This window comes from Sphingomonas plantiphila (assembly GCF_046000505.1).
GTDB lineage: Bacteria > Pseudomonadota > Alphaproteobacteria > Sphingomonadales > Sphingomonadaceae > Sphingomonas > Sphingomonas plantiphila.
The window spans coordinates 710,278-735,551 of sequence record NZ_JBELQC010000001.1 but is presented as its reverse complement, the minus strand read 5'-3'; the positions used below and the strand labels follow the sequence as shown (position 1 = coordinate 735,551).

Genomic DNA, 25,274 nt, shown 5'->3' with positions numbered 1-25,274 from the left:
ATCAATCGGCGTGGCGAACGGTGATCCGGTTCTTCTCGACCTGACGCAGAAGGTCTGCCGAGCGCTCCGCATCGAGCGCGCGGTGCGGGACGATCAGCGGGCCGCAGCGCGAGAGCAGGATGATATAATCCGCACTGGCGATCACGGTGCGGATCGACGCCCACGGGAACACCGTATCCAGGCCATGCGCGCATCCGCCAGTGCGAACCCCTGTCTCATCCCATGCCACGGTCGAAGCACATGCCGCGTGTCGATCGACCCAGTCTTTCAGAGTTCGACTGGAGGATCCGGGAGTCAGCCACGCCACGATAGTGATCGCGATTGCCGCGGCCGGAAGCGCCGCGACCTCCCAGACCTCCTCCGAAAGATAGGCGGCTATACCCAGCGCGCCCGCGAGGACCAGGAGGGCCCCTACGGCGCGTGGCGAAGGCTGCTCTGATTTGTGGAGGAGCCGCTGCAGTGGTCCGATCTCGGTCGCCGAAAAGTGATGGACGTCGCTCTGCATCACTCCGCTGCCAGCAGCGATTCCGCGCCGCCCAGATCAACCGACACCAGCCGACTGACGCCGCGCTCGACCATCGTCACGCCGAACAGGCGGTGCATGCGGCTCATCGTCGCGGCGTTGTGCGTGACGATCAGATAGCGCGTCGCGGTCTCGCGCGTCATCGCTTCGAGCAGATCGCAGAAGCGCTCGATATTGGCGTCGTCGAGCGGCGCATCGACTTCGTCGAGGACGCAGATCGGCGCCGGATTGGTCAGGAACAGCGCAAAGATCAGCGCCACCGCGGTCAGCGCCTGTTCCCCGCCCGACAGCAGGGTCAGCGATTGAAGCTTCTTGCCCGGCGGCTGCGCCATGATCTCGAGCCCCGCCTCGAGCGGATCGTCCGAATCGATCAGCTCGAGATGCGCCTGCCCGCCGTTGAACAATGTGGTGAACAGCCGCCGGAAATGCTGGTCGACCGCCTCGAACGCCGCGAGCAGCCGTTGGCGCCCCTCGCGATTGAGCGTGCCGATGCTCCCGCGCAGCCGGTGCACCGCCTGGATCAGCTCGTCGCGCTCGGCGGCGGCGGTCTGTGCGGCGGTGGTGAGTTCGGCAAGCTCGGTATCGGCGACGAGATTGACCGGGCCGATTCGCTCGCGCTCGGCGATAAGCCGATCATGCGCCGACGACTCGTCCTGCGGGCCGCGCACGGTGGTCGAGTCGAAGCCAGCGCGTTCGGGGAGCAGCGGCGGTGGACATTCGAAACGCTCGCCGGACAGGCGGCCCATTTCGACGCGGCGGCTTTCCTGATTTTCGGCGCGGGCGACGGTGCCGGCGCGATGCTCGCGTGCCTCGCCCAGCGCGTCGCCCGCCGTGCGGACCGCCCCCTCGGTCGCGCGCAGCGCCGCTTCGGCTTCGCGTTCGGCGAGCTGTGCGGCGGCGCTCTCGATGCGGGCTTCGTCGCTGGCGGCTTCGGCCTCGGCCACCGCTTCGTCGAGCTCTGCGGGCTTGGTTGCCAGCGCCGCGCCGCTCGCCTCCAGCTCGTCCGCGCGTGCGTCCATCTCTGCCGCCCGCCGTGCCGCCTCTCCGGCGCGTGAGGTCCAGCCGCGGTGCTCCGCCTGCGCAGCGGCCAGCCGTTCGCGCGCGGCGACGATGTCCCGATCGAGCGTTCCGCGTTCCGCGCGCGCGCTGGCGGCGGCAGTGCGACGCGCTTCTGCATCGGCGGTCAGCGTCGCGACGCGCGCACGCGTCTCGACGCCGTCGGGCAGTGCGGCGCGTGCTGCGTGCGCGCGGTCAAGCTCACGCGCAGCGTCCTCCTGCTCCGCCGCTGCGCGTGCGCGCCGGCCCTCCAGATCGATGCGCTGTGCCTCCAGCCGCTCGATCGCGGCGGCTGCGCGGTCTTCGGCGCGCGCGGCCTCACGCGCGGCAGTGTCGCTGTGGTCGAGCAGACGGCGGCAATCGGAGGCGGCGCGCTTCGCTTCGGCGATCTCCTCCTCGATCCGCGCGAGTTCGGCATCGGCGGAGTCGACCGCCCGGACGGCCGCGGGTCGCGCCTTTTCCAGCGCATGAAGCCGGTTGACCCGCTCCAGCCGCTCGGCCGCTGCCGCACCGCCCGACCGCGCGACATAGCCGTCCCATCGGCGCAGCACCCCCGAGAGCGTAACCAGGCGCTGGCCTACGGCGAGGGAAGCGCCGTCGTCGGTCTCGACGACCAGGACCTGCGCGAGCCGGCGCGCCAGGGAAGGGGGGGCGACGATATGGGCGGCGAGCGGGGTGGTCCCGCCCGGAGCGCTGGGATCGGAGGGCAAGGGTTCGGCTCCGGCCCAGTGTCGCTCGCCAGCCGGATCGAGCCCGGCCTCCAGATCATCGCCCAGTGCGGCGGCGAGCGCGCGTTCATAGCCGGGATCGACCTTCAGCCGATCGAGCAGCCGGTCCCTTCCGCTCGGCCGCGTCGCCTTGGCCAATGCCGCGGATTCGCTGTCGATCTGGGCGAGTTCGGCATGGGCATCGGCGCGCACCGATTGTGCGCGGCTGCGCGAATCGATCGCTGCGCGCTCCGCCGCCTCGGCGCGGGCGAGACCGGTGCGAGCCATCTCCCCCTGACGCGCCGCCTGCGCGCGCGTATCGGCAGCGCGCTGGCGTTCGGCGGCGAGCGGTGCGGGATCGCCGAGCGCGCGCAGCTCCGCCTCGGCCCGTGCGGCGTCGCGTTCCGCGCGTTCGGTGCGGGTGCGTGCGGCGGTGAGTGCGGCTTCGGCGACGCGGGTCTCGGCGGCTTCGGCAGCCTGTGCGGCCAATGCCTGGGCGAGTGCGACCTCGGCATCGCGGGCTGCCCATTCCGCATCGGCGAGCGCGGTGTCGAGTGCAGGCATCCGTGCGGCCCCCGCAGCGATCCGCGCTTCCAGTTCGCGCGCTTCCGCTTCCAACCGGGCAAGTGCATCGGCGGCGTCGCGGGCCAACGCGCCTTCGCGTGCCTTGTCCTGCTCCAGGCGTTCGGCCGCGTCGCGCAATTCGGCAATCCGCCGGTCCACCGTCGCGCGCTCGCTGCGCAGCGTGGCGAGTCGGTGCATCGCCTCGCTAGCCCGGTCGCGCACATTCAGCGCGGCGGCGCGGACTCCGGCCAGCGTCGTCGCGGCCTCCTGTTGCGCGGCCAGCGCCTCTTCCTGCGCTGCAGTCCGCTGCGCGACTACCGCCTCCGCGGCTGCCGCCTCCTTCTTCGCCGCGTCTGCCGCGGCGGCGGCGTCGCGCCAGCGGGCGAAGATCATCCGCGCTTCGGCCACACGGATGCGGTCGGAGAGCTCGCGGTAGCGCTCGGCTTGCCGCGCCTGCCGCTTCAATGCCGCGGCGCGCGCTTCCTGGTCCGAAATCATCTCGTCGAGACGGGTCAGGTTCGCTTCGGTAGCGCGCAATTTCTGCTCGGCGTCCTTACGCCGGACGTGAAGACCGGAAATCCCCGCCGCTTCCTCCAGCATCTGGCGCCGCTCGCCCGGCTTGGCCTGGATGATCGCGCCGATCCGTCCCTGACTCACCAGCGCGGGTGAATGCGCGCCGGTCGCCGAATCGGCGAAGAGCAGGCCGACGTCCTTGGCGCGCACGTCGCGCCCGTTGATACGATAGGCAGAGCCGGCGCCGCGCTCGATCCGGCGCACCACCTCCAGTTCGCCCTCCTCGGGGCCGCCCGCCTGTTCGGCGAGGATCGATACTTCGGCAAAGTCGCGCTGCGGGCGGCTGGCCGTGCCCGCGAAGATCACGTCCTCCATCCCCGCGCCGCGCATCGACTTCGGCGAATTCTCGCCCATTGCCCAACGCAGCGCTTCGAGCAGGTTGGACTTGCCGCAGCCATTGGGGCCGACGATGCCCGTCAGCCCGGGTTCGATGCGCAGGTCGGCGGGGTCGACGAAGCTCTTGAACCCAGTCAGGCGGAGCCGCTTGATCTGCATGTCAGCGGCCCCGCCCGGTCATCGGGTTCAGGCGCCCGCGCCCTTCAGCGCGGCTTCGACCTGCGGCCAGGTGCCGGTATTCTCGAGCACCTTGCCATTGAGGATGAAGGTCGGCGTGCCGGGGATTTGATACTGCTTCTGTGCCGCCTCGTTGCTCTTGACCAGCGCTTCGGTTGCGGCTGGGTCCGCCAGACACTGGCGTGCCTGCGCCTCCGGAACGCCACGCTGCTGCACAAAGGCGAGATAGCCGAATTTCTCGGCCGCCGCGCCGATGCGCTGTTGCGGCGTCATCGACTTGACCTGCTCGAGGAAGGGATCGCCTTCCTTGGGGCCGTTGGCGAGCAGCTCGCGCTGCTGCTCGTACATCTGGTCCATGATCGGGAAGAAGGGGCCGGGGCCGGCGCACTGGCCAAGCAGCGCGGCGCCGACGTCGATTTCGTTGAGCAGGAAGTCGCGAAACTCGAAGCTCACCTTTCCGCTCGCGACATAGGCCTTGAGCGGCTCCATGCCGGTGACTGCGAAGGCGGCGCAATGGCTGCAGGTGCGCGAGCCATATTCGATCAGCTTGATCGGCGCGTCGGGGTTGCCCATGCGGAACCCGCCTTCTGCGGTCTTGACGACCGTATCGACCCACTGGGTCCCGGCCGGCGCTGCAGCCCCAGCCGCTGGCGACGATGCGGGGGCGGGCGTGATGACGTTGCTGTTGTCCTCGCCGCTGCCGCAGCTCGCCAGGGCCATTGCCGATACCAGGCCGATTGCAATTCGCTTCAAGTCACATCTCCACTACAGGGGAAAATCAGCGCGCACCTGCGGCGCGCAGTTCGGGTTCCAGCGTCTGCCAGTGGCCGCCGCCACCGGCCTTGCCGTTGATCATGAAGCTGGGGGTGCCGCTGATCGTCTTCCACGCGGCGTCGGTCATCGCGGTCAGCTTGTCGAGATCGGTGGGGGTGGCAAAGCACTGGTTGATGCGCGCCGTGGTCATGCCGCGCTTGCGCATCATCTGGGCGAGGCCGGATCCGTTCGCCAGCGCCTTGAACCGGGCCAGCGGCGGCTGGCCTTCGATCGTTCCGATGTTCGCCTGCCACCATTGCGCGCCCTGCTGATACCAGGTCGACTGCGTGGCGAAGAGCGCCTCGCTGGTTCCGGCGAAGGCGCGCGGACCGGAACAGCGCGCGAGCAGCGCGGCGGTCATGTCGAGCGGGTCGCGGATCGCGTGGCGGAATTCGACGCGCACCTGCCCGCGCTTCACGAGGTCGTCGTGCAGCGACGCCTTGGACTCCTCGACGAAATGCGCGCAGTGCGGGCAGGTGTAGCTGAGATATTCGATCAGCTTCACCTTCGCCGCCGGATTGCCGATCAGGAACGCGCCCGACGGCGCCTGCACCACATACGTACGCCAGTCGCGTGCCGGCGCCTGTGCGGTCGCGCCGCCGGCGCACAGGGTCGCCACGAACAGGGCGAGGAACAGGCGAAGCACCCGCATCAATCGATTCTTCCCAGCTTCACGGGCGAGGCGGCGATGCCTCCGGCCAGTCCTTCGAGCACCGCGCGCAATTCGGGGTCGACGATCGTGCGCAGGCTGTCGCCGATTTCCGCGGGCACGGGGGCGGGTTCGGTCGGCACTCTCGGCTTGGGCGGGCGGGTGACCTCGCCCTGGCGGATCGTCACGCGCGCGACGGCGGGATAGCCGAAGAAGCGGTTCACGCGCTCGGCGATTTCGGGCGTGATATGCTGCATCATCGGCGCGTGCGCGCCCTGAACGACGAGGGTCAGCACGCCGTTCGCGCGCTCGCCGCGCGGAAAGCGGATCGATTCGGGCGATGAGACACCGGCATAGCGCTCGCCGACGATCTCGCTCCAGCGGCTCAGCACCGCGCTCTGCACGAAGCCGAACTTGCGGAACGCCACCCGCCCGACATCCGGCACCAGTTCCGCCACGGGGCGAATCCGGTTGCTGCGGCGGGGTTCGTCGCTGGGGGTGCGCGGCTTACTCATTCGCTCCGTCCATGCCATAGGCGGGGCGTGACAGACAATGTTTCTCGCGTCCCCGGTCCGTATCCATCCGCTCGCGACGTCGCCGCGCCACTGCTCGCGTGGTACGATGCACATGCCCGCTCGCTGCCCTGGCGCGCGCCGCCGGGCTCGCCCCCGCCTGACCCCTATCGCGTCTGGCTGTCGGAGGTGATGCTGCAACAGACCCAGGTCGCGGCGGTGATTCCCTATTTCGAGATGTTCACGACACGCTGGCCCGATTTCGCGGCACTGGCGGCGGCTGACGATGCCGAGGTTATGAGCGCCTGGGCGGGGCTGGGCTATTACGCGCGGGCACGCAACCTGTTGGCGGCGGCGCGGGTCGTGGCGCGCGAACATGCCGGGCGGCTGCCGGGCGACGAAGCCGCCCTGCGGAAGCTGCCGGGGTTCGGCGCCTATACGGCGGCGGCTGTCGCGGCGATCGCGTTCGGACAGCGCGCAGTGGTGGTCGACGGCAATGTCGAGCGGGTGGTGGCGCGGCTGTTCGCGCTGGCCGACCCACTGCCCGGCGCCAAGGCGACGCTGCGGATGCTCGTCGATTCGATCACGCCGGACACGCGCCCGGGCGACTTCGCGCAGGCGATGATGGATCTCGGTGCGACCATCTGTACTCCGCGCAGCCCCAAATGCCTGCTCTGCCCGCTCGCCGATCGATGTGATGCGCGCGCCGAGGGAGCACCCGAATCCTATCCTTTCAAGGCGAAGAAGGCCGCGCGCCCGGTGCGTCATGCGACGTTCTTCTGGCTCGAGCGCGAGGGACAGGTGCTGCTGGTGCGCCGCCCGCCGCGCGGGCTGCTCGGCGGCATGCGTGGGTTGCCCACCGGACCGTGGGCGGCGGCGCCGCCGCAGCTTGAGGAGGCACCCGTCGAGACGGACTGGACGCTGCGCAATGCATCGATCCGCCACGTCTTCACGCATTTCGAACTGCATGCGACGCTTGCGACTGCAACATTGGGGCGTCACATAGACGCGATCGAAGGTGAATGGTGGCCGATCGCACGACTGGACGAGGCAGGATTGCCCCGGCTGTTCGCGAAAGCGGTCGAAGCGATGGAGAGCGTGGCATGAAGCGGACTTTGATGATCGGGGGAGCCGCTGCGCTCGTGCTGGCGACTGCGCAGCCGGGGATGTTCGGAGAGGCGGCCGCGTACGGTCAGGCCGCGACGGCAAAGACTGCGGCCCCGGTCGATACGCTGGCCGCCGACTATGTCGCGCAGGATCGCACTCAGGGCATCGTCGTGGCCTGGGGCAAGGGCGACACCGCGCCGGTCTTCGCATCGGCGGGGCGGATCGCGGTGGAGGCCGACGCTCCGGCCGCCGGGCCCGACTCGCTGTGGCGCGTCTATTCGATGACCAAGCCGATCACCGCGATGGCGGCGATGATGCTGGTCGAGGACGGCAAGCTCAAGCTCGACCAGCCGATCGCGGATTTCTTCCCCGGTTTTCGCGAGATGAGGGTATTGACCGATCCGGACAACAGTCTGGATAGCCGTCCGGCGAAGACACAGATTACCGTACGCCATCTGCTGACGCATACCGCCGGGCTTGGCTACACGATCATCACCAAGGGCCCATTGCTCAAGGAATATGAGCGGCTTGGCATTACCCCCGGCGCGGTCAATGCAACGTTCGAGGCGCAGGCGCGCCCGATCCGTCCGAAGAGCCTCAAGGAATTCGCCGAGCGCGTCGCGACGCTGCCGCTGATCGCCGAGCCGGGGACGAAGTGGAGCTACTCGATCGCCCTCGATCTGCTTCCCGCCATTATCGAGGCCGCGGCGAAAACGCCGTACGAGACATTCCTGCAGACGCGCCTGCTCGGTCCGCTCAAGATGACGTCGACCTACTGGACCGTGCCGCAGAGCGAACTCGGTCGCTTCGCCACCAACTATGCATGGGCCGGCGATACCCGCATCCCGATCGATCCCGCCAAGACCTCGGCCTATGCGACCCCGCCGTCCTTCCCCTATGGCGGGGCCGGCCTGGTGATGTCGGCGCGCGACTATGACCGGTTCCTGCATATGCTGGTCAACGAAGGCACGCTGGACGGCGTTCGCGTGATGAAGGCGGAGACCGTGCGGCTGGCCATGTCGGATATCCTGCCGGAGGGCGTGACGTTCGCAGGCGCGCCCGGCGGCACCGGCGGTGATACCGCGCCCAGGATGGGCTATGGCGCCGGCGGATCGGTCTATCTCGAAGGCGTGCCGGGCGGCCCCGGCAAGGGCACCTATGGCTGGGGCGGCGCGGCGGGCACCGTCGCGTGGGTCGATCCCGCGAACAAGATCCGCGGCACCGTGATGGTCAACTATTTCCCGTCGGACAAATGGCCGCTGCGCGCCGATGCGGTCCGTGCGGTCTATGCCCAAGCCGCACGTTGATGGCGGTCGAGGTCGGGTTCACCGGAGCGGTGCTCGACCGCGCCGACCGCGAACGCAATGATCCGGAGGCGCTCGCCGCCGCGCTGGGGGACTGGCGCGCGCGGCTGTTACGGCTGAACGGGCTCGATCCCGAACTCGATGGCGAAGGCCGGCTGGTGTGGGACAGCCTCGCCGACCTGGCCGAGGGCAGTCAGCCGCTGTTTCTGGGCTATATCGACGGCAGGCCGCATTTCGTGCCGCTGCGCTTGGGCGAGCGCCACGGCGCGACACGCTCTCCCGCGCTGTTCGCGATGCTGAGTTTAATGTTACCCGACCAAGCCGGACTCTATGCCTGCGCGCGCAGTCTGGTGGACTGGCACCAGCGCCACGGTTACTGCGCGGTGTGCGGGACCGCGACCGAGCTGTTTCGCGGAGGCTGGGCGCGGCGTTGCCCGAATTGCACGGCGGAGCATTTCCCCCGCACCGACCCGGTCGTGATCATGCTCGCCGAACATGATGGACGCGCGCTGCTCGGGCGTCAGGCGGCCTGGCCGGCAGGGCGCTATTCGGCGCTGGCGGGCTTCGTCGAGGTGGGGGAGTCGATCGAGGAGGCGGTGACGCGCGAGACGCTGGAGGAGGCGGGCGTCGCGGTGCGCGACGTGCGCTATATCGCCAGCCAGCCCTGGCCGTTTCCGTCGTCGCTGATGATCGCCTGTATCGCCACGGCGGATGACGACCGGATCACGCTCGACACCCATGAGCTTGAGGACGCGATCTGGGCGACGCGCGACGAGGTGCGGGCGGCGCTGGCTGGCGATCCGGCGGCCCGCTTCGTGGCGCCGCCGCGTTACGCCATAGCCTGGTCACTGCTCACCGCCTGGGTCGGGTCGGGCGCCGACGACTAGCGATCGTCCGGATCGCTGCGGTTCGTTGCCGGATTCGCGTCTGGAGCGCGCGACGATGCATCGGCCGCGCCGACGCCCTGCGCGACGGCGCGTGCCTGACTCTTGCGCCTGCGAAGATTCTCTCTCAGCGCAGCCGCGAGCCGCTCACTTTTGCCGGGATCGGTCATGATCGCGCGATAAACCGCGGGACTGCGCCTTGACAATGGGCCGCTCCCGCGCAAAAGGGCCGCTCCCCGCGCGGACCGGACCCTGCCGCCCGCGCCGAGTGCTGCCGTAGCTCAGTGGTAGAGCGCATCCTTGGTAAGGCTGAGGTCGTGAGTTCAATCCTCACCGGCAGCACCATTTTTTCCCGACGCGACGTCACCCTTCGCGGAAGGCGTACCGGATCTGGTCGATCATCGGCTTGACCAGATAGGACAGCATCGAGCGCTCCCCGGTGGCGACGAAAACTTCCGCCGGCATGCCGGCTTTCAGCGCGACCGGCGTATTCCGCGTAGCGACTGCCCCGTCGATCCTCACGCGAATGCGGTAAAAGGACATTCCGGTACGATCGTCGCGCGTGAGTTCGGGTGACACGAAGATCACCGTTCCGGGGATGTCGGGCGTGGTCTGGCGATCAAGGCCGGAAAATGTGACGCGCGCATCCTGGCCGGTTCGCACCTGGTCGACATCCTGCGGTCGAATCCGGGCCTCGACCACCAGCGTGTCGCGATCTGGAACGATCTGCAGGATGGGCTGGGCGGGCGGCACTGCGCTGCCGACGGTGGTGAACGCGATCTTGTCGACGGTCCCCGATTGGGGTGCCCGGACGTCGCTGCGCGCAACGGCATCAGCGGTGCTGGCGACCCGGACCTGCTGTTCGTTGATCTGCGCGATCACGTCGGCGAGCTGGGTCGCAGCATCGCTGCGCATGTTCTTCGTGACGTTCAGGATCTGCTCGCGAGTCTCGGAGATGCGCGCCCGCGCCTGGGCGATGTTCGACTGCAAAGCCGCTTTGCTCCCCTCCAGCTGGACGGCGGCGCGCTCTGCGCTGTTCAGCCGATTGATCGTCACCAGCTGCTTCTCGTGCAGCCGCCGCAATCCCTCGAGCTCGGGCTCGATCAACACGAGCTGCCGCTCGGTTGCGTCGATCTGCACGCGATATCCAGCGATCTCGCTGTCCAGCTGTTCGATTCGCTGCCGCAGGAGTGCCAGCGTACCGACGAGTTCGGCGCGCCGCAGATCGAACAGACCTTTTTCGCGCGCGATCACTTCCTGCGTGCGGGCATCGCCATTGCCCGTCAGCTCGCTCGGAAATCGCAGCACGGCCGCGCCGTCGCGCTCTGCCTCCAGCCGCGCGCGGCGCGCCAGAAGCTGATCGAGACCGGTGGACGCGGATTGCGAGCCGATCTCGGTCACGGTCGTGTCCAGGCGGACCAACACCTGCCCCTGCCGTACCCGATCGCCATTGCGCACCAGGACGTCGCGCAGGACGCCGCCGGTCGGATGGCTGACCACCCGCACGCTCGAATCGACGACCACCTCGCCCGAACCGATGACCGCGCCGCCGATCTGCAGAAATGCCGCCAGCCCGAACAGTCCGAATAGAAGGACGGCGATCAGCGCGAATGCATGACGCGTGCGGCGGCGCAGGCGATCGTCTGCGCCTTCCGGCCGCTCGGGCTCCACCGGCGGTGCCGCATCGACAGGCATGTGCGCGTTCATGCCGATCCGCCCCGCTGAGGTAGAACGGCGACATTTGCGGAATCGGATGCGCCGCGCGGCCGGGTGACCTTGGCCAGCACCTCATCGCGCGGTCCGAACGCCTGGATCGCGCCGTTCCGCATGAGCATCGCCATATCGACGGCGGCGAGAATCGCCGGTCGGTGTGCGACCATCAGGACGATGCCGCCGCGCGTACGCACCTGCTGCACCGCGCGGATCAGCGCGACCTCGCCTTCATGGTCCAGATTGGAATTGGGTTCGTCGAGAACGACGAGGAACGGATCGCGATACAAGGCGCGCGCCAGTGCGATCCGCTGGCGCTGGCCGGCAGACAACTGCCCACCATCCTCACCCACCTGAAGATCATAGCCATCGGGAAATTTGAGGATCATGTCATGCACGCCCGCTTGTCGAGCGGCAGCGAAGATCAGGTCGGCGGGCGCATCGGGTTCGAACCGGGCGATATTCTGCGCGATCGTCCCGCCGAACAGCTCGACCGATTGCGGCAGATAGCCGATGGCACTGCCCAAGCGGTCGATATCCCATTGATCGATCGTGGCGCCGTCCAGACGGACCGCGCCCTTCACCGGCTTCCATGCGCCGATCACCCCGCGCACCAGCGAAGATTTCCCCGACCCGCTGGGACCCAGGATCCCGACCGCCTGCCCCGCTGTCAGGGAGAAGCTGGCATCGGCCACGGTCGTCCGCGTCGCGGATGGCGGCGTGAGCGTCAAATGTTCGACCGCCAGCGCTTTGCTGGGCAAGGGCAGGGCGGTTCGCGCTTCCGTCGGCGCCGGGACCTGGCGGAGCAGGTTGGACAGGCGCGCCCAGCTTTGCCGCGCCGTGACGAAGCCGCGCCAATTCGCGATCGCCTGGTCGACCGGAGCGAGCGCGCGTCCGGCGAGGATCGAGCTGGCGAAGATGATCCCGGCCGTCGCCTTGCCGTCGATCACCAGGATCGCGCCGACGGTCAGCACCGCCGACTGCAGGAACATCCGCAAGACCTTGCTCACGCCGCTCAGCGTTGAGGAAGCATCGGTCAGCGATCCCTGCTCCTTCAGAAACAGGTCGTGCGCATCGCGCCATTGCGTCACCAGCCGCGCGCGCATGCCCAGGCTGGCGATGATCTCCGCATGCCGCCAGCGACGGTCGCCCAGAGTGCGACGGCGCGCCATGGCTTCGTTTACTGCGGCCAGGTGCCTGGCGTTGATCCGCTCCGCTGCGACTGTCAGTCCCGCGAGCACGATCATCCCTGCAAGCGTCACGACGCCGAGCCAATAGTGGACCAGCGTGAGTACGAGCAGAAAGAAGACGATCCAGGGCAGATCGATCAGTGCGGGCGGGCCGGCGCTGGCGACGAAGCTGCGCAGCTGATCGAGATCCCGGGTCGGGCTGATCAGTTCCTTCGCATCGGGCCGTTCGAGCGCGATGCGCCCCTCGATCTGCTGAACACGCTCGGTCAGGGATTGGTCCAGCGACGCGGAGACATCGGCCAGCATGCGCGAACGCATGACGTCGAACGCGCCATAGAATGCGTAGGCGACCACCACCATCACAAACAGGCTGAACAGGGTTGCCTGATGCTGCCCGGGCAGCACCCGGTCATAGACCAGCATGAGATAGATGGAGCCGGTCAGCATCAGGATATTGACCATCGCGCTCAGCGCGACGATGCCGATCAGCCCGCCCCGCATGCGACGCAACGCATCGCGAAGTTCGGACTGGCCGAGGCGGCTCAACAACTTTCCCATGTCAACAGGCCGTTCCCCAGGGTGATCCGCGCAGATAACCCGGAAATCTGCATGACGCCATCGCGCACGTTGGATTCATCCGCGCGCGGCAAGCGCTTCTTCTACGAGGGGAACGTCCTCGGGGTTGTTCACCTCCCAGAAGCCGGATGAGGGGCGCTCGACCTCGACCAGCCGGATCGGGATCCCATGTTCCAGAAACCGCAGCTGCTCGAGCCCCTCGGCCTTTTCCAGGGGGCCCGGCGCGCGGCTTGCATAGTGGTGCAATGCGGATGGCGTGTAGGCGTAAAGGCCAAGATGCAATTTGAGGCCTTGGCCGTCGGCGACCCCGAACGGAACGGGCCGCTTCGAAAAATACAGGGCATTGCCGGCGAGATCCGATACGACGGTGGTGCCCCCCACCCGACCCGCCGCATGATCGGCCATCAGCGCAGGCCCGATCACCGCGTCGCACGTCAGGTAGGGGGTGAGCACGGGCGCGCCCGTTTCCAGCCACGCATCGATCAGCGCGTCGATCTGCGCCTGCGCGACCAGAGGCGAATCGCCCTGAAGATTGACCACCAGGTCCGGCGCCGCATCCAACTGGCTCAGAACCGCGGCACAGCGTTCGGTTCCGTTCCGCAGCGCGCTGTCCGTCATGGCGACTGCCCCGCCGAACCCGCGCACGACCTGCGCAATTCGCGCATCATCGGTCGCGACGAGGATGTCCGCGCGATCCTGTGCCGTCGACGCCGCTTCCCAGCTCCACTGGATCAGGGGCTTGGCGCCGGTTGGCCCCTTGATCCCGACGAGCGGCTTTCCCGGAAAGCGCTGCGATCCGAAGCGCGCCGGGACCACGATCAGGATGCGCGCGGCGGTCGCCCGATCCACGTCAGAGGATGCCGACACGCAGAAGATCCTGGATATGGACCAGTCCCTGGGCGCGGCCATCTTCCACCACGAAGATCGTCGAGACGCGATGCAGGCGCATCAGGTCGAGGGCCTGGGAAATGTCGGCTGCCATGTCGACCGCGATCGGATGTTCCACCATCAACTCGCGGGCGGTGCACGTCGCGATGGCCGACGCATGGCGACGAATATCGCCATCGCTTACGGTTCCGACGAGCAGCCCCTGCGCATCGACGACGCCGACGATGCCCTGCCCCTTGGCCGTGATCTCCCGGATGACCTGTGCGCTCGCTGCATCCATCGGGACGATAGGCACGCGGTCTCCACCAACCATCACCTGTTTCAGGGGGCGCAGCTTGCGGCCCAGGTCTCCGGCCGGATGCAGGGCGTGCATCTGGCCGCGGCGGTGACCGCTGAGTTGCGCGACCAACAGGGCAAGCACGTCCCCCATCGCTATCGAAGCGATCGTCGATGCCATCGGCGCGGCATGGTCCCCGCTTCCCTCTTCGCACTGCGGGATCAGAAGGACATGATCGCATAGCAGGCTGATCGCGGCATGACTGAACGCAGTGATCACGGCGGTTCCGGCGCCGACGCCCCGTGCATGCTCGATCACGCGCATCAATTCGCGCGTCGTCCCGGAGTAGCTGATCGCCACCACCATATCTTCCGCGCGGACCGCCCCGAGGTCGCCATGGAGCGCGTCGCCAGCATGCAGAAACTGGGCGGGCACATCCAGCGAGCACAAGGTCGCCGCGAGCTTTCGACCGACGATGCCCGATTTCCCGATACCGCTCGTCAAAATCCGGCCGCGACACGCAGCGAGTGCGGTTGCTGCGGCCACCGCTGCCTCGTCGATGATGTCGTCGAGAAGTGCGATCGCCCGCTGCTCGGCGCGCAGGAGACGATGTGCCGTCGAAAGCAGATCGCCGGCAAGAACCGGATGTTGAAGATCAGCCATGGCGTGTCGCCCCGTAAGAGCTCAGCGGATAGGCAGACATCTAAGGATTCCAGGCTGTTGCTGCCGTGCAGCATGCGCCTGCGGCCTGTGAAACGCAATCGATGCGTCGAAGCGGCGGCTATTGCGCCACGATCGTTTGGGTGTCGTCGAGCGCGAGGAACGGGATACTGGCGGCATATCCGGCAAGGCCGATGGTGACGAGCAGGGTCAGCGCGATCCCGATCACGCGCCCGGCGCCCCACCCATCCATGCCGATCGGGTGCAGAATGCGCGCGGTGATGAACGCGCCTGCCACGAGCCACAGCCACGTCTCGGTGCCGACCGCCAGTTCGATGAGGCCCATCAGGATCAACACGATCGGCGCATATTCGGCGAAATTGAGCTGCGCCCGCATCCGCGCGATCAGCCGGCTGTTCCCCCCGTCTCCGATCGAGATGTTCTCCGCACGGCGTACCGCGCCGATTCGCACCGCGAGCCAGATATTGACGAACGCGCATGCAGCGGCCGTGACGATCGTGACCGGTAGGATGATCGCTTCCATAAGGCCTCCCCTTGTTTTCGACGCCGCACCGCTGCCATGTAGTGCTTCGCCTTGCAACTTGGTCGAGAATCGCTATAGGCGCTCGCTCGCTTCGCGACTGGCTCCAGGCAGTCCGGCGAGTGCCGGGGCCCCGGTGCTTGCCCGTTGGCTGTCATGGGCGTATCGCGATCCAGTTTTTAGACGACAGTTTCAAGAAGGTTTGCCGAAATGGCCGTCCCCAAGAGAAAAGTTTCGCCGAGCCGCCGTGGCATGCGCCGGTCGCATGACGCGCTGAAGGTCGAGGCATTCCAGGAATGCCCCAACTGCGGCGAACTCAAGCGTCCGCACGTGCTGTGCGGCGCATGCGGCCATTATAATGGCCGTGAAATCGTCTCGGCCGAGGGCTGAGCCCCGAGACTTAGGGCTCAGATAATCGAGGACCGGCAGCTATGACCTCCAGCGCGCGAATCGCCGTCGATGCGATGGGCGGCGACGAGGGGCTGGCGGTGATGCTCGCCGGGGTCGCACGCGCGCGACGCCGGTATGACGGCATGCGCTTCGTGCTGGTCGGCGACGAGGATGCGATTCGCGAGGGGCTGAAGAGCCACCCGAACCTCACCGCCGCGTCGGAAATCGTCCACGCGCCGGAAGTCGTTACCGCTGACGACAAGCCGAGCCAGGCGATACGCCGCGCCAAGACGACTTCGATGGGCATCGCCATCGATCTGGTGAAGCGTGGCGAGGCGGCCGCTGCGGTTTCCTCGGGCAATACCGGGGCATTGATGGCGATGGCGAAGCTGTCGCTGCGCACCATGCCCGGAATCGACCGGCCTGCTTTGGCGGCGCGCATGCCGACGCTGGGCGCGAACGATGTCGTGATGCTCGATCTTGGCGCGAATACCGAAGTCGACAGCCGAAATCTCATCCAGTTCGCGGTGATGGGCGCCGCCTATGCGCGAACGGTGCTCGATCTGGAGGCTCCGCGCGTCGCGCTGCTCAATATCGGTACCGAAGAGCTCAAGGGCACCGACAGCATCCGCGATGCTGCGCAGAAATTGCGCGCCGCGACCCATCTCCCGCTCAAGTTCTCCGGGTTCGTGGAGGGAAATGCGCTTTCGCGGGGCGATGTCGACGTGATCGTGTGCGACGGCTTTTCGGGCAATATCGCGCTCAAGACCGTCGAGGGCACCGCCCGCTTCGTCGCCGATCTACTGCGTCGCGCCTTTTCCAGCTCGATCCGGTCGAAGATCGGCTTCCTCATCTCGCGGCCCGCGACCGATCTGCTGCGGCATCATCTCGATCCCAACAACCATAACGGCGCGGTGTTTCTGGGCCTCAACGGCATCGTGGTGAAAAGTCACGGCAGCGCGAATGAGGTCGGCGTCGAAACCGCGATCGGCGTCGCGGCGAAGATGGTGCGCGACGATCTGACCCGCCGCATCGCCGAGGATCTCGGCAATTTCGAGGCCCAGGCAGCATGAATGATGCAACGAGCGCGGCGACCACGCGGCGCGCGGTGATTATCGGGACCGGATCGGCGCTGCCCGCGCGCCGCGTATCGAATGCCGAACTGGCGGAGCAGGTGGACACCTCCGACGAATGGATCGTCGAGCGCACCGGAATTCGTTTCCGTCACATCGCCGGGCCGGACGAGACGACATCGACGCTCGCGACCGATGCGGCACGCGCGGCGCTGGCGGCTGCAGGGACCGCTGCAACGGACATCGACCTGATCGTCCTCGCGACCGCTACCCCCGACCAGACGTTTCCGGCGAGTGCCACGCGCGTCCAGGCGGCGCTGGGCATCGATGATTGCGTCGCGTTCGACGTCGCCGCAGTGTGCTCGGGCTTTCTCTACGCGGTTCAGGTGGCTGAGAGCATGATCCGCGCGGGCTCGGCGAGCCGTGCGCTGGTCATCGGTGCCGAGACGTTCAGCCGCATTCTCGACTGGGAAGATCGCGCGACCTGCGTGCTGTTCGGCGACGGCGCTGGGGCGATCGTGATGGAAGCGCAGGAAACCGCTACCCACGGCGGACGCGGCGTGCTCGCGACCAAGCTGCACGCCGACGGCCGGCACAACCAGCTTCTCTATGTCGACGGCGGCCCCTCGACCACCGGCACGGTCGGCAAGTTGCGCATGAAGGGCAAGGAAGTGTTCCGCCACGCGGTGGTCAACCTTGCGGCCGTCATGAACGAGGGTCTGACCGCGGCTGGCCTGGGAGCGGAAGATGTCGACTGGGTCGTCCCGCACCAGGCGAACGCCCGCATCCTGGATGCGACGGCCCGCAAGCTGGGCCTGGCACCGGAAAAGGTGGTGGTGACCGTCGATCAGCACGCCAATACCTCGGCGGCGTCGGTGCCGCTCGCCCTCGACGCAGCCGTCCGCGACGGCCGGATCAAGGTCGGCGACCTGCTCGTCCTGGAGGCGATGGGCGGCGGATTTACCTGGGGCGCGGCGATCGTACGCTTCTGATCGTATTTCTACAGTATCATAACGAAGGCGCAACGATGGTTGCGCGAAGCCCCTAATGTGATACGGTTATCGACCGGGGTAAGAGGGTTTTTCCGCGATGGCGACCGCCGCGACATTGACACGAGCCGATCTCGCCGATGCGCTGCACCGCGACATGGGGCTTTCGCGCGCCGACGCTTCGCGGCTGGTCGAGCAGATCCTGGGCCATATGTGCGAAGCGCTCTCCAAGGGCGAGAATGTAAAGATTTCCGGCTTCGGCAGTTTCATCCTGCGCGACAAGGGGGAGCGGGTGGGCCGCAACCCCAAGACGGGGGTTGAGGTACCGATCGCACCGCGCCGCGTGCTGACCTTTCGCGCGAGCCAGATGTTGCGCGATCGGATCGTCGACGGGGGATGAGATGCGGAGCGGTCCCGAGAAGAGCCCCGAAGCCTTCCGGACGATCGGCGAGCTTGCGCAGGAAATCGGCCGACCTCAGCACATATTGAGGTATTGGGAGACGCGTTTTCCACAATTGCGTCCGCTACAGCGCGCAGGCGGCCGTCGCTATTACCGGCCGGACGATGTCGCGCTGGTACGGCGGATCGATGCCCTGCTCGGCAGGGAAGGGTACACGATCCGCGGAGTCCAGCGGCTGCTCGATGCGGAGCGGGGCGCGCAACGTAAACGGCCAGCTGCGTTGGTAGCCGTACGCGACAAGCTGCGCGCCGCGCTCGACGGCGACGGCTGAACCGCAGCGCTTAGCGGTCCGGCCCCAGCGCTGGGTCGAGGTCGCGGGGGCGCACGAACCGGATCAGCGTCGCGCCACCAGCGCGCACCTCCGACCATGCGTCGGTATCGAAGTGCATCTCCACCAGCGCGGCGGTCGGGAATTTCTCTTCCACCGAATCGCGGAGTGCATCGTTCGCCCGATCCGGGACCAGCAACAGCACGAGATCCTCCAGCCCCGGATTATGGCCGATCAGCAATACGCTGTCGGCCCCGGCGGGAAGCTCGTGGACGATGTCGAGCAGGCTCGATGCGGAGGCGAGATAGATGCGCCGGTCCCAGGCCGGAGCAAGTTCGCTGCCATAGCCGGTTTCGACATGCTCGATCGTCTCGACCACCCGTACCGCGGGGGAAGCGGCGACATGATCGAACTCCAGTCCTTCGCTGCGCATGTGGCGCCCGACCGTGGCAGCCGCCCGCTGGCCGCGCGCGTTGAGCGGGCGATCGAAATCGCGTGCGACGGAATCGTCCCAGCTCGATTTGGCGTGGCGCAGCAACGTCAGCGTCTTCATCGGGCCTCCGGTTCGACATGTTCGCCGGCCTTCTGCCCCAGCGATGCGACGGAGGAAAGACGTCGCACGCGCTCGATCGCTTCATCGAGCGGGATCCGGGCGACCGGCGTGTCGGGCGGGAAGGCCGAGAGCAGGCGCGAGGGCATGGCTGAGGACAGCAGAACGAAGGCGCCGCTGTCGTCGGCGCGGCGGATCAGCCGCCCGAACGCCTGTGCCAATCGCGCGCGGACGAGCCGATCGTCATAGGCGCTTCCGCCATTGGCGAGCCTGCGCGCGGCATGCAGCACGCTGGGCTTGGGCCAGGGCACGCCCTCCATCACCACCAGCCGCAGCGATCGGCCGGGCACGTCGACCCCGTCGCGCAGCGCATCGGTGCCGATCAGCGACGCGCGGGGATCGTCACGAAAGATGTCGACCAGCGTGCCGGTGTCGATCGGATCGACATGCTGGGCGTAGAGCGGCAGCCCTTCGCGCGCGAGCCGGTCGGCGATCCGCGCATGGACGGCGCGCAGCCGTCGGATCGCGGTGAATAGGCCCAGCGTCCCGCCCTGCGCCGCGACGATCAGCCGGGCATAGGCAGCGGCCAGCGCGCCCATGTCGCCACGTTTGATATCGGTCACGATCAAGACCTCGGATCGCCCGGCATAGTCGAAGGGCGATGGCGCTTCGAACCGCAGCGGCGGGTGGAGCAAATGCTGGGCGCCGCTGCGGCTTTCCGCCACCTCCCAATCGCCCCCCGCGCGCAGCGTTGCCGAGGTGACGAGCGCGCCATGGGCGGGCTTGAGCACCGTTTCGGCGAAGGGCTTGGTCGGGTCGAGCCAGCGGCGATGCACACCGATATCGATCTCGCGTCCCTCGATCCGCTCGACCGCGAGCCAGTCGACGAACTCCGCGCTCGCTGGGCCGCCGATCCGCGCGACCAGCGCCAGCCACGCCGCGACCGTTTCGGCGCGCCAGCCGAGCGAGGCGATCGCACCCTCGACTCGCGCACGCGCCGCGCCGTCCATCCAGTCCGGTGCCTCGTCGAGGACCGCCTCCAGCCGCCGTCCGAGCGCCATCAACGGGCGCAGCAGCTGTTCCAGCGCGGCGGCCGCGCCCGGCGTCGCGTCGATCAGCGCCGGGTCGGGCTCGGCCAGCTCGGTCTCGATCCCGTATCCTGCCTCGCCCGATCCGTCGGCGTCGCGCGCATAGACCAGGCCGCGCACCGCCGCGAGCAGATGCTCGATCGGGCCGAAGGGCTGCCCTTCGGCGAGCCGCTGAAGCCAGCCGTCGGAGGGAAGCGCACGCGCCGCATCCACCGCGTCGGCAATCGCCTGCGCCCCCGCCTCGTCATAGCTCGCCACGTCGGACAGGCGCGCGGCGAGTCCGCGACGGCGCCCGCGCGACCCGCCCTCCGGCCCCGTCACCCAGCGGCGCAGCTCGATCGTCTCCTGCCCCGACAGCGCGACGCCGAACATGGCGTCGGCGGCATCGAACAGGTGGTGGCCCTCGTCGAAGACATAGCGGGTGGGGCGGGTGCCGGTTTCGCGCCCGCGCGCGGCATTGACCATCACCAGCGCGTGATTGGCGATGACGATGTCCGCCTCCGCGCTCGCCCGCGCGGCGCGTTCGATGAAGCACTTCCGATAGTGCGGACATCCGGCATAGACGCACTCGCCGCGCCGGTCGGTGAGCGCGGTCGATCCGTTGCGGCGGAACAGCGAGGGAAGCCAGCCGGGCAAATCGCCGCCGATCATGTCGCCATCGGCGCTATAGGCGGCCCAGCGCGCCACCAGCTGCGCCAGCACCGCCGCGCGCCCCGCAAACCCGCCCTGCAGCGCATCCTCAAGATTGAGCAGGCAGAGGTAATTCTCTCGCCCCTTGCGCGTGACGATGCGCTTGCGGCGCTGCTCGGGATCGGCGAACAGCCGTTCGCTCTCATGCCCGAGCTGGCGTTGCAGCGCCTTGGTGAAGGTCGAGATCCATACCGCGCCGTCCGCCTGCGTCGCCCAGAGCGAGGCCGGCGCGAGATAGCCCAGCGTCTTGCCGATCCCGGTCCCCGCTTCCGCCAGCACAAGGTTTGGCGAATCGCGCAGCGAGCGCGGCGCGAAGGCGCTGGCGGCGGCTTCGGCATAGCGGCGCTGCCCATCGCGCTCCTCCGCGCCCGCGCCGGTCAGCCCCGCGAGCTGGTCGCGCACCGCCCCGGGATCGAGCGTCACGGTACGCGGCGCAGTGCGCGGGGGGGCCTCGCTCCATTCCGGCAGGCGCGAGAACAGCCAGCGCTCGGCTTTTTCGGGGCGAGTCAGCCGCTGCGACAGCATCGGCGCCCAGCTCCAGCGCAGGCGCGCCAGCGACTGGGCGGCGTGCCACGCGCCCTCGCGCTCGGGCCAGTCGCCGTCCGCGATCGCCAGCATCGCCTCGGCGGCACGGCGCAGAAACGGCGCCACCTCGGCGTCGCTCGCGGGGCCGTCGATCCCGAGGGTGCGGGAGAGGCCGCGGGGGGTCGGCACCATGAAGCGCGCCGGGCGCAGGAAAGCGAACAGTTCGAGCAGGTCGAGGCCCGAGAGGTCGGCATAGCCGAGCCGTTGCGCCGCGAGCGGGGCATTGAGCAGGATGACCGGAGTGTCCGCCGCGATCCGCACCGCCTCGCCGCGCCCGACGCTGCGCGTGCCGTCCTCGGTGGCGATCCAGATTCCGCCGTGACTGGCGTGGAGGGCAGGATAGGGAAGCGCGATCACCGCGCGTTGTAGCGCAGCCGGCCGATGAAGCGCGACATGCTGAAACGGTGGTCGGAGCGCGCCGCCAGCTTTGCCTTGGTCTTTTCGAACGCCATGATGTTGTCGATCCGGCGCGACAGGAAGGCGCGGCTGTCGGTTTGGCCGTCGCTCTCGTCGCTCAGGAATGCGGCGATCGTCGCGGCGTAGATGCCCGCGAGCATCGCGCGCTTGGTATAATGGTTATAGTCGGTGGCGGTGTCGCCCGCGAGGCGCCACATCGCGTCGGCCGAGCGCCAGCCGAGTCGCGCGGCGCGCGCGGCATTTTGCGGCATGGCGAGGATCGCGACCGCGCGGCGCAGCGCTTCGCGATCCGGGGCGAGAATGTCGAGCCGCGCCTCGACCAGCGCCGTGATCTTTTCGCGAATCTTCATCGTCGCGAGCCGCTCGGGCGGCAGGCGGCGCCCCATCTCGCGGTCGACATGCGCGAACCACAGATCGATCATCTCGATCGGTTTCGCGGGAATCGCCAGCCGGGCGATATCGGGATCGGCGCCGATCGCGCCCGCCGCCGCTGCGACGGCCGCCGCGCTCCAGCCATCGAACGCGGCATTGGGCGCCAGATGCGGGGCCAGGGCTTCGCGCAGTTCGTCGAGCGTCATGTCGGCAACATCGGTCATGCGTCAGATTTAGCCTCTGCCTCGCTCGACGCAACCTGTCCGGGCGGTGCCTTGCCACGTCGCACCAGTACGAGTGCGATCGCGACCAGCGCTGCACCGATCAGATCGGGCGCACCGAGCCGCTCGCCATAGACGATCCAGCCGACGGTTCCGGCCACCACCGGCTGGGTGAGCAACGCAATCCCGACGACAAGCGGCGAGAGGTGGCCGAGCGCATAGATCATCAGCCCCTGGCCGACGACCTGGCTGGCCAGCGCGAGGCCGACCAGCACACCCCAGTTTTGCGGCCAGATCTGCTCGCCCAGCAAGGTCGCGAAGGCGAGCAACGGGACCGTCCCGGCAAGGCTCGACCAGGCAAGCGCGGGCAGCGGCGCCATCGCGGCGCGGGCGCGCGCCATCATGATGAAATAGACGGTGTAGAGCGCGCCTGCGAGCAGGCAGAGCAGGTCGCCGACCAGATTCTGCGGCGAAAGCTCGTAGGAGCGGCCGAGCAGCAGCCCCGCGCCGATCGCCGCGAGGCCCAGCGCCACCCCCTGTTGCCGGGTCGGCCAGGCGCGCGCGATCAGGAAGCCCCAGATCGGGTACATCAACGTCGCCGAATTGCCGAACAGCGCGGCATTGGCGAGGTTGGTCTGGAGGATGCCGAGATGCCAGGCGGCAAGGTCGCCCGCGAACACGACGCCCGCGATCACCAGCACGCCCCACAGGCCGCCTGTCCCCTGCAGCGGCTTGCCGCGCCCGACCAGCAGGATCGCGAACAGCACCGGGACGCCGAGCGTGAGCCGCCAGAAGCCGGCCGCCACCGGCCCGACATCGGCGGCGCGCACGAACCACGGCCCGAATGCCAGCGCCAGATTGCCGAGCAGCAGCGCGGCAAAGGGCAAAGCAGCGACCGTTTGCGGCGGCGCAGCTTTTCTTGGGGTGGCGGAGTCGTGCATTGCGCGCTTAGCGTCCTAAGTTTGTTGCAACGCAACCCTGTGGAGCGAAAAACCCATATGCCCGATCTGTTCGACCCCCTGCGCCTCGGCGCGATCGCAGCCCCCAACCGAATCCTGATGGCGCCGCTGACGCGCGGCCGCGCGGATCGCGACGCGGTGCCGACGCCGATCATGGCGGAATATTACACGCAGCGCGCGTCGGCCGGCCTGATCATTTCCGAGGCGACCGGGATCAGCCGTCAGGGGCTGGGCTGGCCATTCGCGCCCGGCCTGTGGACCAATGCGCAGGTCGATCGGTGGAAGCCGGTGACTGCGGCGGTCCATGCCGCAGGCGGGCGCATCGTCGCGCAGCTGTGGCACATGGGCCGCCAGGTCCATAGCTCGGTCACGGGCGAGCAGCCGGTATCGTCCTCGGCCACCCAGACGTCCGGGCATATGCACACCTATGAGGGCCGCCAGCCCTCCGAAATGGCCCGTGCGCTCGACATCGACGAGATTCCCGGCATCCTCGACGATTATGCCCGCGCCACCGACAACGCGCTGAAGGCCGGGTTCGATGGCGTGCAGATCCATGCCGCCAATGGCTATCTGATCGACCAGTTCCTGCGCGACGGCGCCAACCTGCGCACCGACCGGTATGGCGGGAGCGTGGAGAACCGCATCCGCCTGCTCGGCGAGGTCGCGGAGCGGGTCGTGTCGGTCGCCGGGGCCGACCGCACCGGCGTGCGCCTGTCCCCCAACGGAGCAAGCCAGGGAGTCGACGACAGCGATCCCGAAAGGCTGTTCGTCCCCGCGGCCGCGCGTCTGTCCGAACTCGGCATCGCGTTCCTCGAATTGCGCGAGCCGGGACCCGACGGCACGTTCGGCCGCACCGAAGTGCCCAAGCTGAGCCCGGCGATCCGCAAGGCCTTTGCCGGTCCGCTGGTCGTCAATTCCGACTATGTGACGCGTGAGCAGGCGCAGGCGGCGCTGGACAGCGGCGTTGCCGACGCGGTGAGCTTTGGCCGCACCTTCCTTGCCAATCCCGACCTGCCCGAACGGCTTCGCACCGGCGCACCCCTCAACGAGAGCAATATGGCGACCTGGTACAGCCAGGGGCCGGAAGGCTATGTCGACTATCCGGCGTTGGCGGATCAGGAAGCAGCCTGAACCTCGTCCAGCCGCGAAGTGATCCACTGGCGGATCGCCGCGCGGACCTTTGGCTGGAGCAGGGCGATCACCGGCACGACCATCAGCCAGGGGAAGAAGATGATGGCGAAGCCGAGGCCGCTGAACAGCCCGATCATCCAGCCGCCGATCGCCTTGCCGATACGATCGTTGAAGCGATCGTCCAGCACGATGCTGCGCGGCGCCTTCAGGTCGTACAGCGGCGATGTGGTCACGATTGCCGCACCACTGCGATCGTCGATGCGGCGCGCCGCAAGCTCCTCTACCGGACGGGTGCCGGTTGTGGACGGTGGCTTGCCCCGGCTCCGCGGTGCGGGCGCTTCGACCGAACCATGTTCCGGGCTGGCGGGTCGTCCCGTCAGCGTATCGATCACCACCAGCCGCCGCCCCCGCTCGACCACCTTGTAGCGGCTGGGCGGCATTGCGGTCACCGGGAGGACCGCCCCGCGCGCCACTGCTCTGCGCTCTGGCCCCAGGCATCGACGGTGACATCGGCATGGGGCGCGGGAAGGCTCACCCGCCCGCCATTGGTCGATCCCAATCGTTGGGCAAGCCGGATCGAGCGGGTGTTTTCGGGCGCGATGGTGTGGATGACATGCGTCCAGCCGAGCACATCGACGGCATAGTCCATCGCCGCGACCGCACCTTCATGCGCGTAGCCCTTGCCCGCGAACTCGCTCGCGACGCCCCAGCCGACCTCGGTGCCGGGCCAGCCCTCGGGCTGCCACGGGCCGAGCCGCCCGACCCATTTGCGGGTCGCGCGCTCGATCACGCTGAACATCGCGAACCCATCGATCTCCCACGCGCCCGCCATGGTGCACAGCTGGCGCCAGGCGGTGGCGCGGTCGACCGGTCCGCCGAGATGCGTGGTCGCCACAGGATCGGCGGCAAAGGCCGCCCAGCCGTCGAGATCTTCCGCCGCCGGACGGCGCAGGATCAGCCGCTCCGTAAACAGGACGGGGTGGGTCATCCTGGGGCTCTGCAGTGGCCGGTGCCACCATCAAGCGAGTGTGACC

26 protein-coding genes and 1 tRNA gene are annotated in these 25,274 nt (G+C 68.3%); 10 read left to right on the top strand and 17 right to left on the bottom strand.

Annotation, left to right across the window (positions count from 1 at the left end):
• Position 1 precedes the first annotated feature (1 nt).
• Genes ABS767_RS03475 through ABS767_RS03455 form a run of 5 tightly spaced genes read right to left on the bottom strand, consistent with a single transcriptional unit; the run spans position 2 to position 5,913 of the window.
• Positions 2–508: a hypothetical protein gene (locus ABS767_RS03475; protein ID WP_408076971.1), complete on the bottom strand. Its 507-nt coding sequence runs from the start codon at positions 506–508 to the stop codon at positions 2–4.
• Positions 505–3,918, bottom strand: a complete 3,414-nt coding sequence (gene smc / locus ABS767_RS03470; RefSeq protein WP_408076970.1) for a chromosome segregation protein SMC — start codon at positions 3,916–3,918, stop codon at positions 505–507. Before smc ends, ABS767_RS03475 begins: the two co-directional genes overlap by 4 nt.
• A 27-nt stretch (positions 3,919–3,945) precedes the next feature.
• Complete coding sequence (locus ABS767_RS03465; RefSeq protein WP_408076969.1) at positions 3,946–4,689, bottom strand: thioredoxin domain-containing protein; 744 nt, start codon at positions 4,687–4,689, stop codon at positions 3,946–3,948.
• A gap of 25 nt (positions 4,690–4,714) precedes the next feature.
• Complete coding sequence (locus ABS767_RS03460; protein ID WP_408076968.1) at positions 4,715–5,401, bottom strand: DsbA family protein; 687 nt, start codon at positions 5,399–5,401, stop codon at positions 4,715–4,717.
• Positions 5,401–5,913: a DUF721 domain-containing protein gene (locus tag ABS767_RS03455; protein WP_408076967.1), complete on the bottom strand. Its 513-nt coding sequence runs from the start codon at positions 5,911–5,913 to the stop codon at positions 5,401–5,403. The genes ABS767_RS03460 and ABS767_RS03455 overlap by 1 nt, the downstream gene beginning before the upstream one ends.
• Positions 5,914–6,003: 90 nt before the next feature.
• On the opposite strand from ABS767_RS03455, the gene mutY reads away from it, so the two are divergent.
• From mutY to nudC, 3 genes are read left to right on the top strand one after another with little or no spacing between them, the layout of a single operon-like run.
• The gene (gene mutY, locus ABS767_RS03450; RefSeq protein ID WP_408078641.1) at positions 6,004–7,017 is read left to right on the top strand and encodes an A/G-specific adenine glycosylase; all 1,014 of its coding nucleotides are present in this window, start codon (positions 6,004–6,006) and stop codon (positions 7,015–7,017) included.
• The gene (locus ABS767_RS03445; protein ID WP_408076966.1) at positions 7,014–8,324 is read left to right on the top strand and encodes a serine hydrolase domain-containing protein; all 1,311 of its coding nucleotides are present in this window, start codon (positions 7,014–7,016) and stop codon (positions 8,322–8,324) included. The genes mutY and ABS767_RS03445 overlap by 4 nt, the downstream gene beginning before the upstream one ends.
• Positions 8,324–9,208: an NAD(+) diphosphatase gene (gene nudC, locus ABS767_RS03440; protein WP_408076965.1), complete on the top strand. Its 885-nt coding sequence runs from the start codon at positions 8,324–8,326 to the stop codon at positions 9,206–9,208. The genes ABS767_RS03445 and nudC overlap by 1 nt, the downstream gene beginning before the upstream one ends.
• Here nudC and ABS767_RS03435 read toward each other — a convergent pair.
• Positions 9,205–9,375 carry a hypothetical protein gene (locus tag ABS767_RS03435; RefSeq protein WP_408076964.1) on the bottom strand — a complete coding sequence of 57 codons (171 nt, stop codon included), beginning with the start codon at positions 9,373–9,375 and terminating at the stop codon, positions 9,205–9,207. The two genes, nudC and ABS767_RS03435, sit on opposite strands and share 4 nt — an antisense overlap.
• Before the next feature lie 100 nt (positions 9,376–9,475).
• On the opposite strand from ABS767_RS03435, the gene ABS767_RS03430 reads away from it, so the two are divergent.
• Positions 9,476–9,550 (top strand) — tRNA-Thr (locus ABS767_RS03430).
• 18 nt (positions 9,551–9,568) lie between these two features.
• Here the strand turns inward: ABS767_RS03430 and ABS767_RS03425 are convergent.
• The 5 genes from ABS767_RS03425 to ABS767_RS03405 all read right to left on the bottom strand — a co-directional run bounded on the left by ABS767_RS03425 (position 9,569) and on the right by ABS767_RS03405 (position 15,050).
• Complete coding sequence (locus tag ABS767_RS03425) at positions 9,569–10,912, bottom strand: HlyD family type I secretion periplasmic adaptor subunit (RefSeq protein WP_408076963.1); 1,344 nt, start codon at positions 10,910–10,912, stop codon at positions 9,569–9,571.
• On the bottom strand, positions 10,909–12,663 hold the full coding sequence (locus ABS767_RS03420) for a type I secretion system permease/ATPase (protein ID WP_408076962.1): 1,755 nt from the start codon (positions 12,661–12,663) through the stop codon (positions 10,909–10,911). Before ABS767_RS03420 ends, ABS767_RS03425 begins: the two co-directional genes overlap by 4 nt.
• A 75-nt stretch (positions 12,664–12,738) precedes the next feature.
• The gene (locus ABS767_RS03415; RefSeq protein WP_408076961.1) at positions 12,739–13,548 is read right to left on the bottom strand and encodes a 3-deoxy-manno-octulosonate cytidylyltransferase; all 810 of its coding nucleotides are present in this window, start codon (positions 13,546–13,548) and stop codon (positions 12,739–12,741) included.
• The gene (locus ABS767_RS03410; RefSeq protein WP_408076960.1) at positions 13,532–14,509 is read right to left on the bottom strand and encodes an SIS domain-containing protein; all 978 of its coding nucleotides are present in this window, start codon (positions 14,507–14,509) and stop codon (positions 13,532–13,534) included. The genes ABS767_RS03415 and ABS767_RS03410 overlap by 17 nt, the downstream gene beginning before the upstream one ends.
• A gap of 118 nt (positions 14,510–14,627) precedes the next feature.
• The gene (locus ABS767_RS03405; RefSeq protein ID WP_408076959.1) at positions 14,628–15,050 is read right to left on the bottom strand and encodes an MAPEG family protein; all 423 of its coding nucleotides are present in this window, start codon (positions 15,048–15,050) and stop codon (positions 14,628–14,630) included.
• A gap of 207 nt (positions 15,051–15,257) precedes the next feature.
• On the opposite strand from ABS767_RS03405, the gene rpmF reads away from it, so the two are divergent.
• From rpmF to ABS767_RS03380, 5 genes are all read left to right on the top strand, one after another.
• The gene (rpmF, locus tag ABS767_RS03400) at positions 15,258–15,437 is read left to right on the top strand and encodes a 50S ribosomal protein L32 (RefSeq protein ID WP_408076958.1); all 180 of its coding nucleotides are present in this window, start codon (positions 15,258–15,260) and stop codon (positions 15,435–15,437) included.
• A 41-nt stretch (positions 15,438–15,478) separates the two neighbouring features.
• Complete coding sequence (gene plsX / locus ABS767_RS03395) at positions 15,479–16,510, top strand: phosphate acyltransferase PlsX (protein ID WP_408076957.1); 1,032 nt, start codon at positions 15,479–15,481, stop codon at positions 16,508–16,510.
• Entirely contained in the window at positions 16,507–17,502 is a 996-nt protein-coding gene (locus ABS767_RS03390) for a beta-ketoacyl-ACP synthase III (RefSeq protein WP_408076956.1), read from the top strand. Before plsX ends, ABS767_RS03390 begins: the two co-directional genes overlap by 4 nt.
• Positions 17,503–17,599: 97 nt before the next feature.
• Entirely contained in the window at positions 17,600–17,899 is a 300-nt protein-coding gene (locus ABS767_RS03385; protein ID WP_408076955.1) for an integration host factor subunit alpha, read from the top strand.
• Between the two features lies 1 nt (position 17,900).
• A complete protein-coding gene (locus ABS767_RS03380) occupies positions 17,901–18,230 on the top strand; it encodes a MerR family transcriptional regulator (RefSeq protein ID WP_408076954.1) in 330 nt (109 codons plus the stop codon).
• Positions 18,231–18,240: 10 nt separating this feature from the next.
• On the opposite strand, the gene ABS767_RS03375 is transcribed toward ABS767_RS03380, so the two are convergent.
• The 4 genes from ABS767_RS03375 to ABS767_RS03360 are packed head-to-tail and all read right to left on the bottom strand — an operon-like array spanning position 18,241 to position 23,091.
• The gene (locus ABS767_RS03375; protein ID WP_408076953.1) at positions 18,241–18,780 is read right to left on the bottom strand and encodes a SixA phosphatase family protein; all 540 of its coding nucleotides are present in this window, start codon (positions 18,778–18,780) and stop codon (positions 18,241–18,243) included.
• Entirely contained in the window at positions 18,777–21,497 is a 2,721-nt protein-coding gene (locus tag ABS767_RS03370; protein ID WP_408076952.1) for an ATP-dependent DNA helicase, read from the bottom strand. Before ABS767_RS03370 ends, ABS767_RS03375 begins: the two co-directional genes overlap by 4 nt.
• Entirely contained in the window at positions 21,494–22,153 is a 660-nt protein-coding gene (locus ABS767_RS03365) for a COQ9 family protein (protein ID WP_408076951.1), read from the bottom strand. The genes ABS767_RS03370 and ABS767_RS03365 overlap by 4 nt, the downstream gene beginning before the upstream one ends.
• Positions 22,150–23,091 (bottom strand): DMT family transporter, encoded by a 942-nt coding sequence (locus ABS767_RS03360; protein WP_408076950.1) that lies wholly within the window; start codon positions 23,089–23,091, stop codon positions 22,150–22,152. Before ABS767_RS03360 ends, ABS767_RS03365 begins: the two co-directional genes overlap by 4 nt.
• A gap of 57 nt (positions 23,092–23,148) precedes the next feature.
• Between ABS767_RS03360 and ABS767_RS03355 the strand changes: the two genes are divergently transcribed.
• The gene (locus tag ABS767_RS03355; RefSeq protein ID WP_408076949.1) at positions 23,149–24,240 is read left to right on the top strand and encodes an alkene reductase; all 1,092 of its coding nucleotides are present in this window, start codon (positions 23,149–23,151) and stop codon (positions 24,238–24,240) included.
• Here the strand turns inward: ABS767_RS03355 and ABS767_RS03350 are convergent.
• Both ABS767_RS03350 and ABS767_RS03345 read right to left on the bottom strand, forming a co-directional pair.
• A complete protein-coding gene (locus ABS767_RS03350; RefSeq protein WP_408076948.1) occupies positions 24,225–24,689 on the bottom strand; it encodes a hypothetical protein in 465 nt (154 codons plus the stop codon). The two genes, ABS767_RS03355 and ABS767_RS03350, sit on opposite strands and share 16 nt — an antisense overlap.
• Positions 24,686–25,228, bottom strand: a complete 543-nt coding sequence (locus ABS767_RS03345) for a GNAT family N-acetyltransferase (RefSeq protein WP_408076947.1) — start codon at positions 25,226–25,228, stop codon at positions 24,686–24,688. The genes ABS767_RS03350 and ABS767_RS03345 overlap by 4 nt, the downstream gene beginning before the upstream one ends.
• Positions 25,229–25,274 lie beyond the last annotated feature (46 nt).

What these genes read in the sequence shown, in the direction of transcription:
- smc (WP_408076970.1), bottom strand. Translation starts at nt 3,918, where the DNA reads ATGCAGATCAAGCGGCTCCGCCTGACTGGGTTCAAGAGCTTCGTCGAC.
- ABS767_RS03460 (WP_408076968.1), bottom strand. Translation starts at nt 5,401, where the DNA reads ATGCGGGTGCTTCGCCTGTTCCTCGCCCTGTTCGTGGCGACCCTGTGC.
- ABS767_RS03455 (WP_408076967.1), bottom strand. Translation starts at nt 5,913, where the DNA reads ATGAGTAAGCCGCGCACCCCCAGCGACGAACCCCGCCGCAGCAACCGG.
- ABS767_RS03445 (WP_408076966.1), top strand. Translation starts at nt 7,014, where the DNA reads ATGAAGCGGACTTTGATGATCGGGGGAGCCGCTGCGCTCGTGCTGGCG.
- nudC (WP_408076965.1), top strand. Translation starts at nt 8,324, where the DNA reads ATGGCGGTCGAGGTCGGGTTCACCGGAGCGGTGCTCGACCGCGCCGAC.
- ABS767_RS03435 (WP_408076964.1), bottom strand. Translation starts at nt 9,375, where the DNA reads ATGACCGATCCCGGCAAAAGTGAGCGGCTCGCGGCTGCGCTGAGAGAG.
- ABS767_RS03425 (WP_408076963.1), bottom strand. Translation starts at nt 10,912, where the DNA reads ATGAACGCGCACATGCCTGTCGATGCGGCACCGCCGGTGGAGCCCGAG.
- ABS767_RS03420 (WP_408076962.1), bottom strand. Translation starts at nt 12,663, where the DNA reads ATGGGAAAGTTGTTGAGCCGCCTCGGCCAGTCCGAACTTCGCGATGCG.
- ABS767_RS03410 (WP_408076960.1), bottom strand. Translation starts at nt 14,509, where the DNA reads ATGGCTGATCTTCAACATCCGGTTCTTGCCGGCGATCTGCTTTCGACG.
- ABS767_RS03405 (WP_408076959.1), bottom strand. Translation starts at nt 15,050, where the DNA reads ATGGAAGCGATCATCCTACCGGTCACGATCGTCACGGCCGCTGCATGC.
- rpmF (WP_408076958.1), top strand. Translation starts at nt 15,258, where the DNA reads ATGGCCGTCCCCAAGAGAAAAGTTTCGCCGAGCCGCCGTGGCATGCGC.
- plsX (WP_408076957.1), top strand. Translation starts at nt 15,479, where the DNA reads ATGACCTCCAGCGCGCGAATCGCCGTCGATGCGATGGGCGGCGACGAG.
- ABS767_RS03390 (WP_408076956.1), top strand. Translation starts at nt 16,507, where the DNA reads ATGAATGATGCAACGAGCGCGGCGACCACGCGGCGCGCGGTGATTATC.
- ABS767_RS03385 (WP_408076955.1), top strand. Translation starts at nt 17,600, where the DNA reads ATGGCGACCGCCGCGACATTGACACGAGCCGATCTCGCCGATGCGCTG.
- ABS767_RS03380 (WP_408076954.1), top strand. Translation starts at nt 17,901, where the DNA reads ATGCGGAGCGGTCCCGAGAAGAGCCCCGAAGCCTTCCGGACGATCGGC.
- ABS767_RS03375 (WP_408076953.1), bottom strand. Translation starts at nt 18,780, where the DNA reads ATGAAGACGCTGACGTTGCTGCGCCACGCCAAATCGAGCTGGGACGAT.
- ABS767_RS03365 (WP_408076951.1), bottom strand. Translation starts at nt 22,153, where the DNA reads ATGACCGATGTTGCCGACATGACGCTCGACGAACTGCGCGAAGCCCTG.
- ABS767_RS03360 (WP_408076950.1), bottom strand. Translation starts at nt 23,091, where the DNA reads ATGCACGACTCCGCCACCCCAAGAAAAGCTGCGCCGCCGCAAACGGTC.
- ABS767_RS03355 (WP_408076949.1), top strand. Translation starts at nt 23,149, where the DNA reads ATGCCCGATCTGTTCGACCCCCTGCGCCTCGGCGCGATCGCAGCCCCC.
- ABS767_RS03345 (WP_408076947.1), bottom strand. Translation starts at nt 25,228, where the DNA reads ATGACCCACCCCGTCCTGTTTACGGAGCGGCTGATCCTGCGCCGTCCG.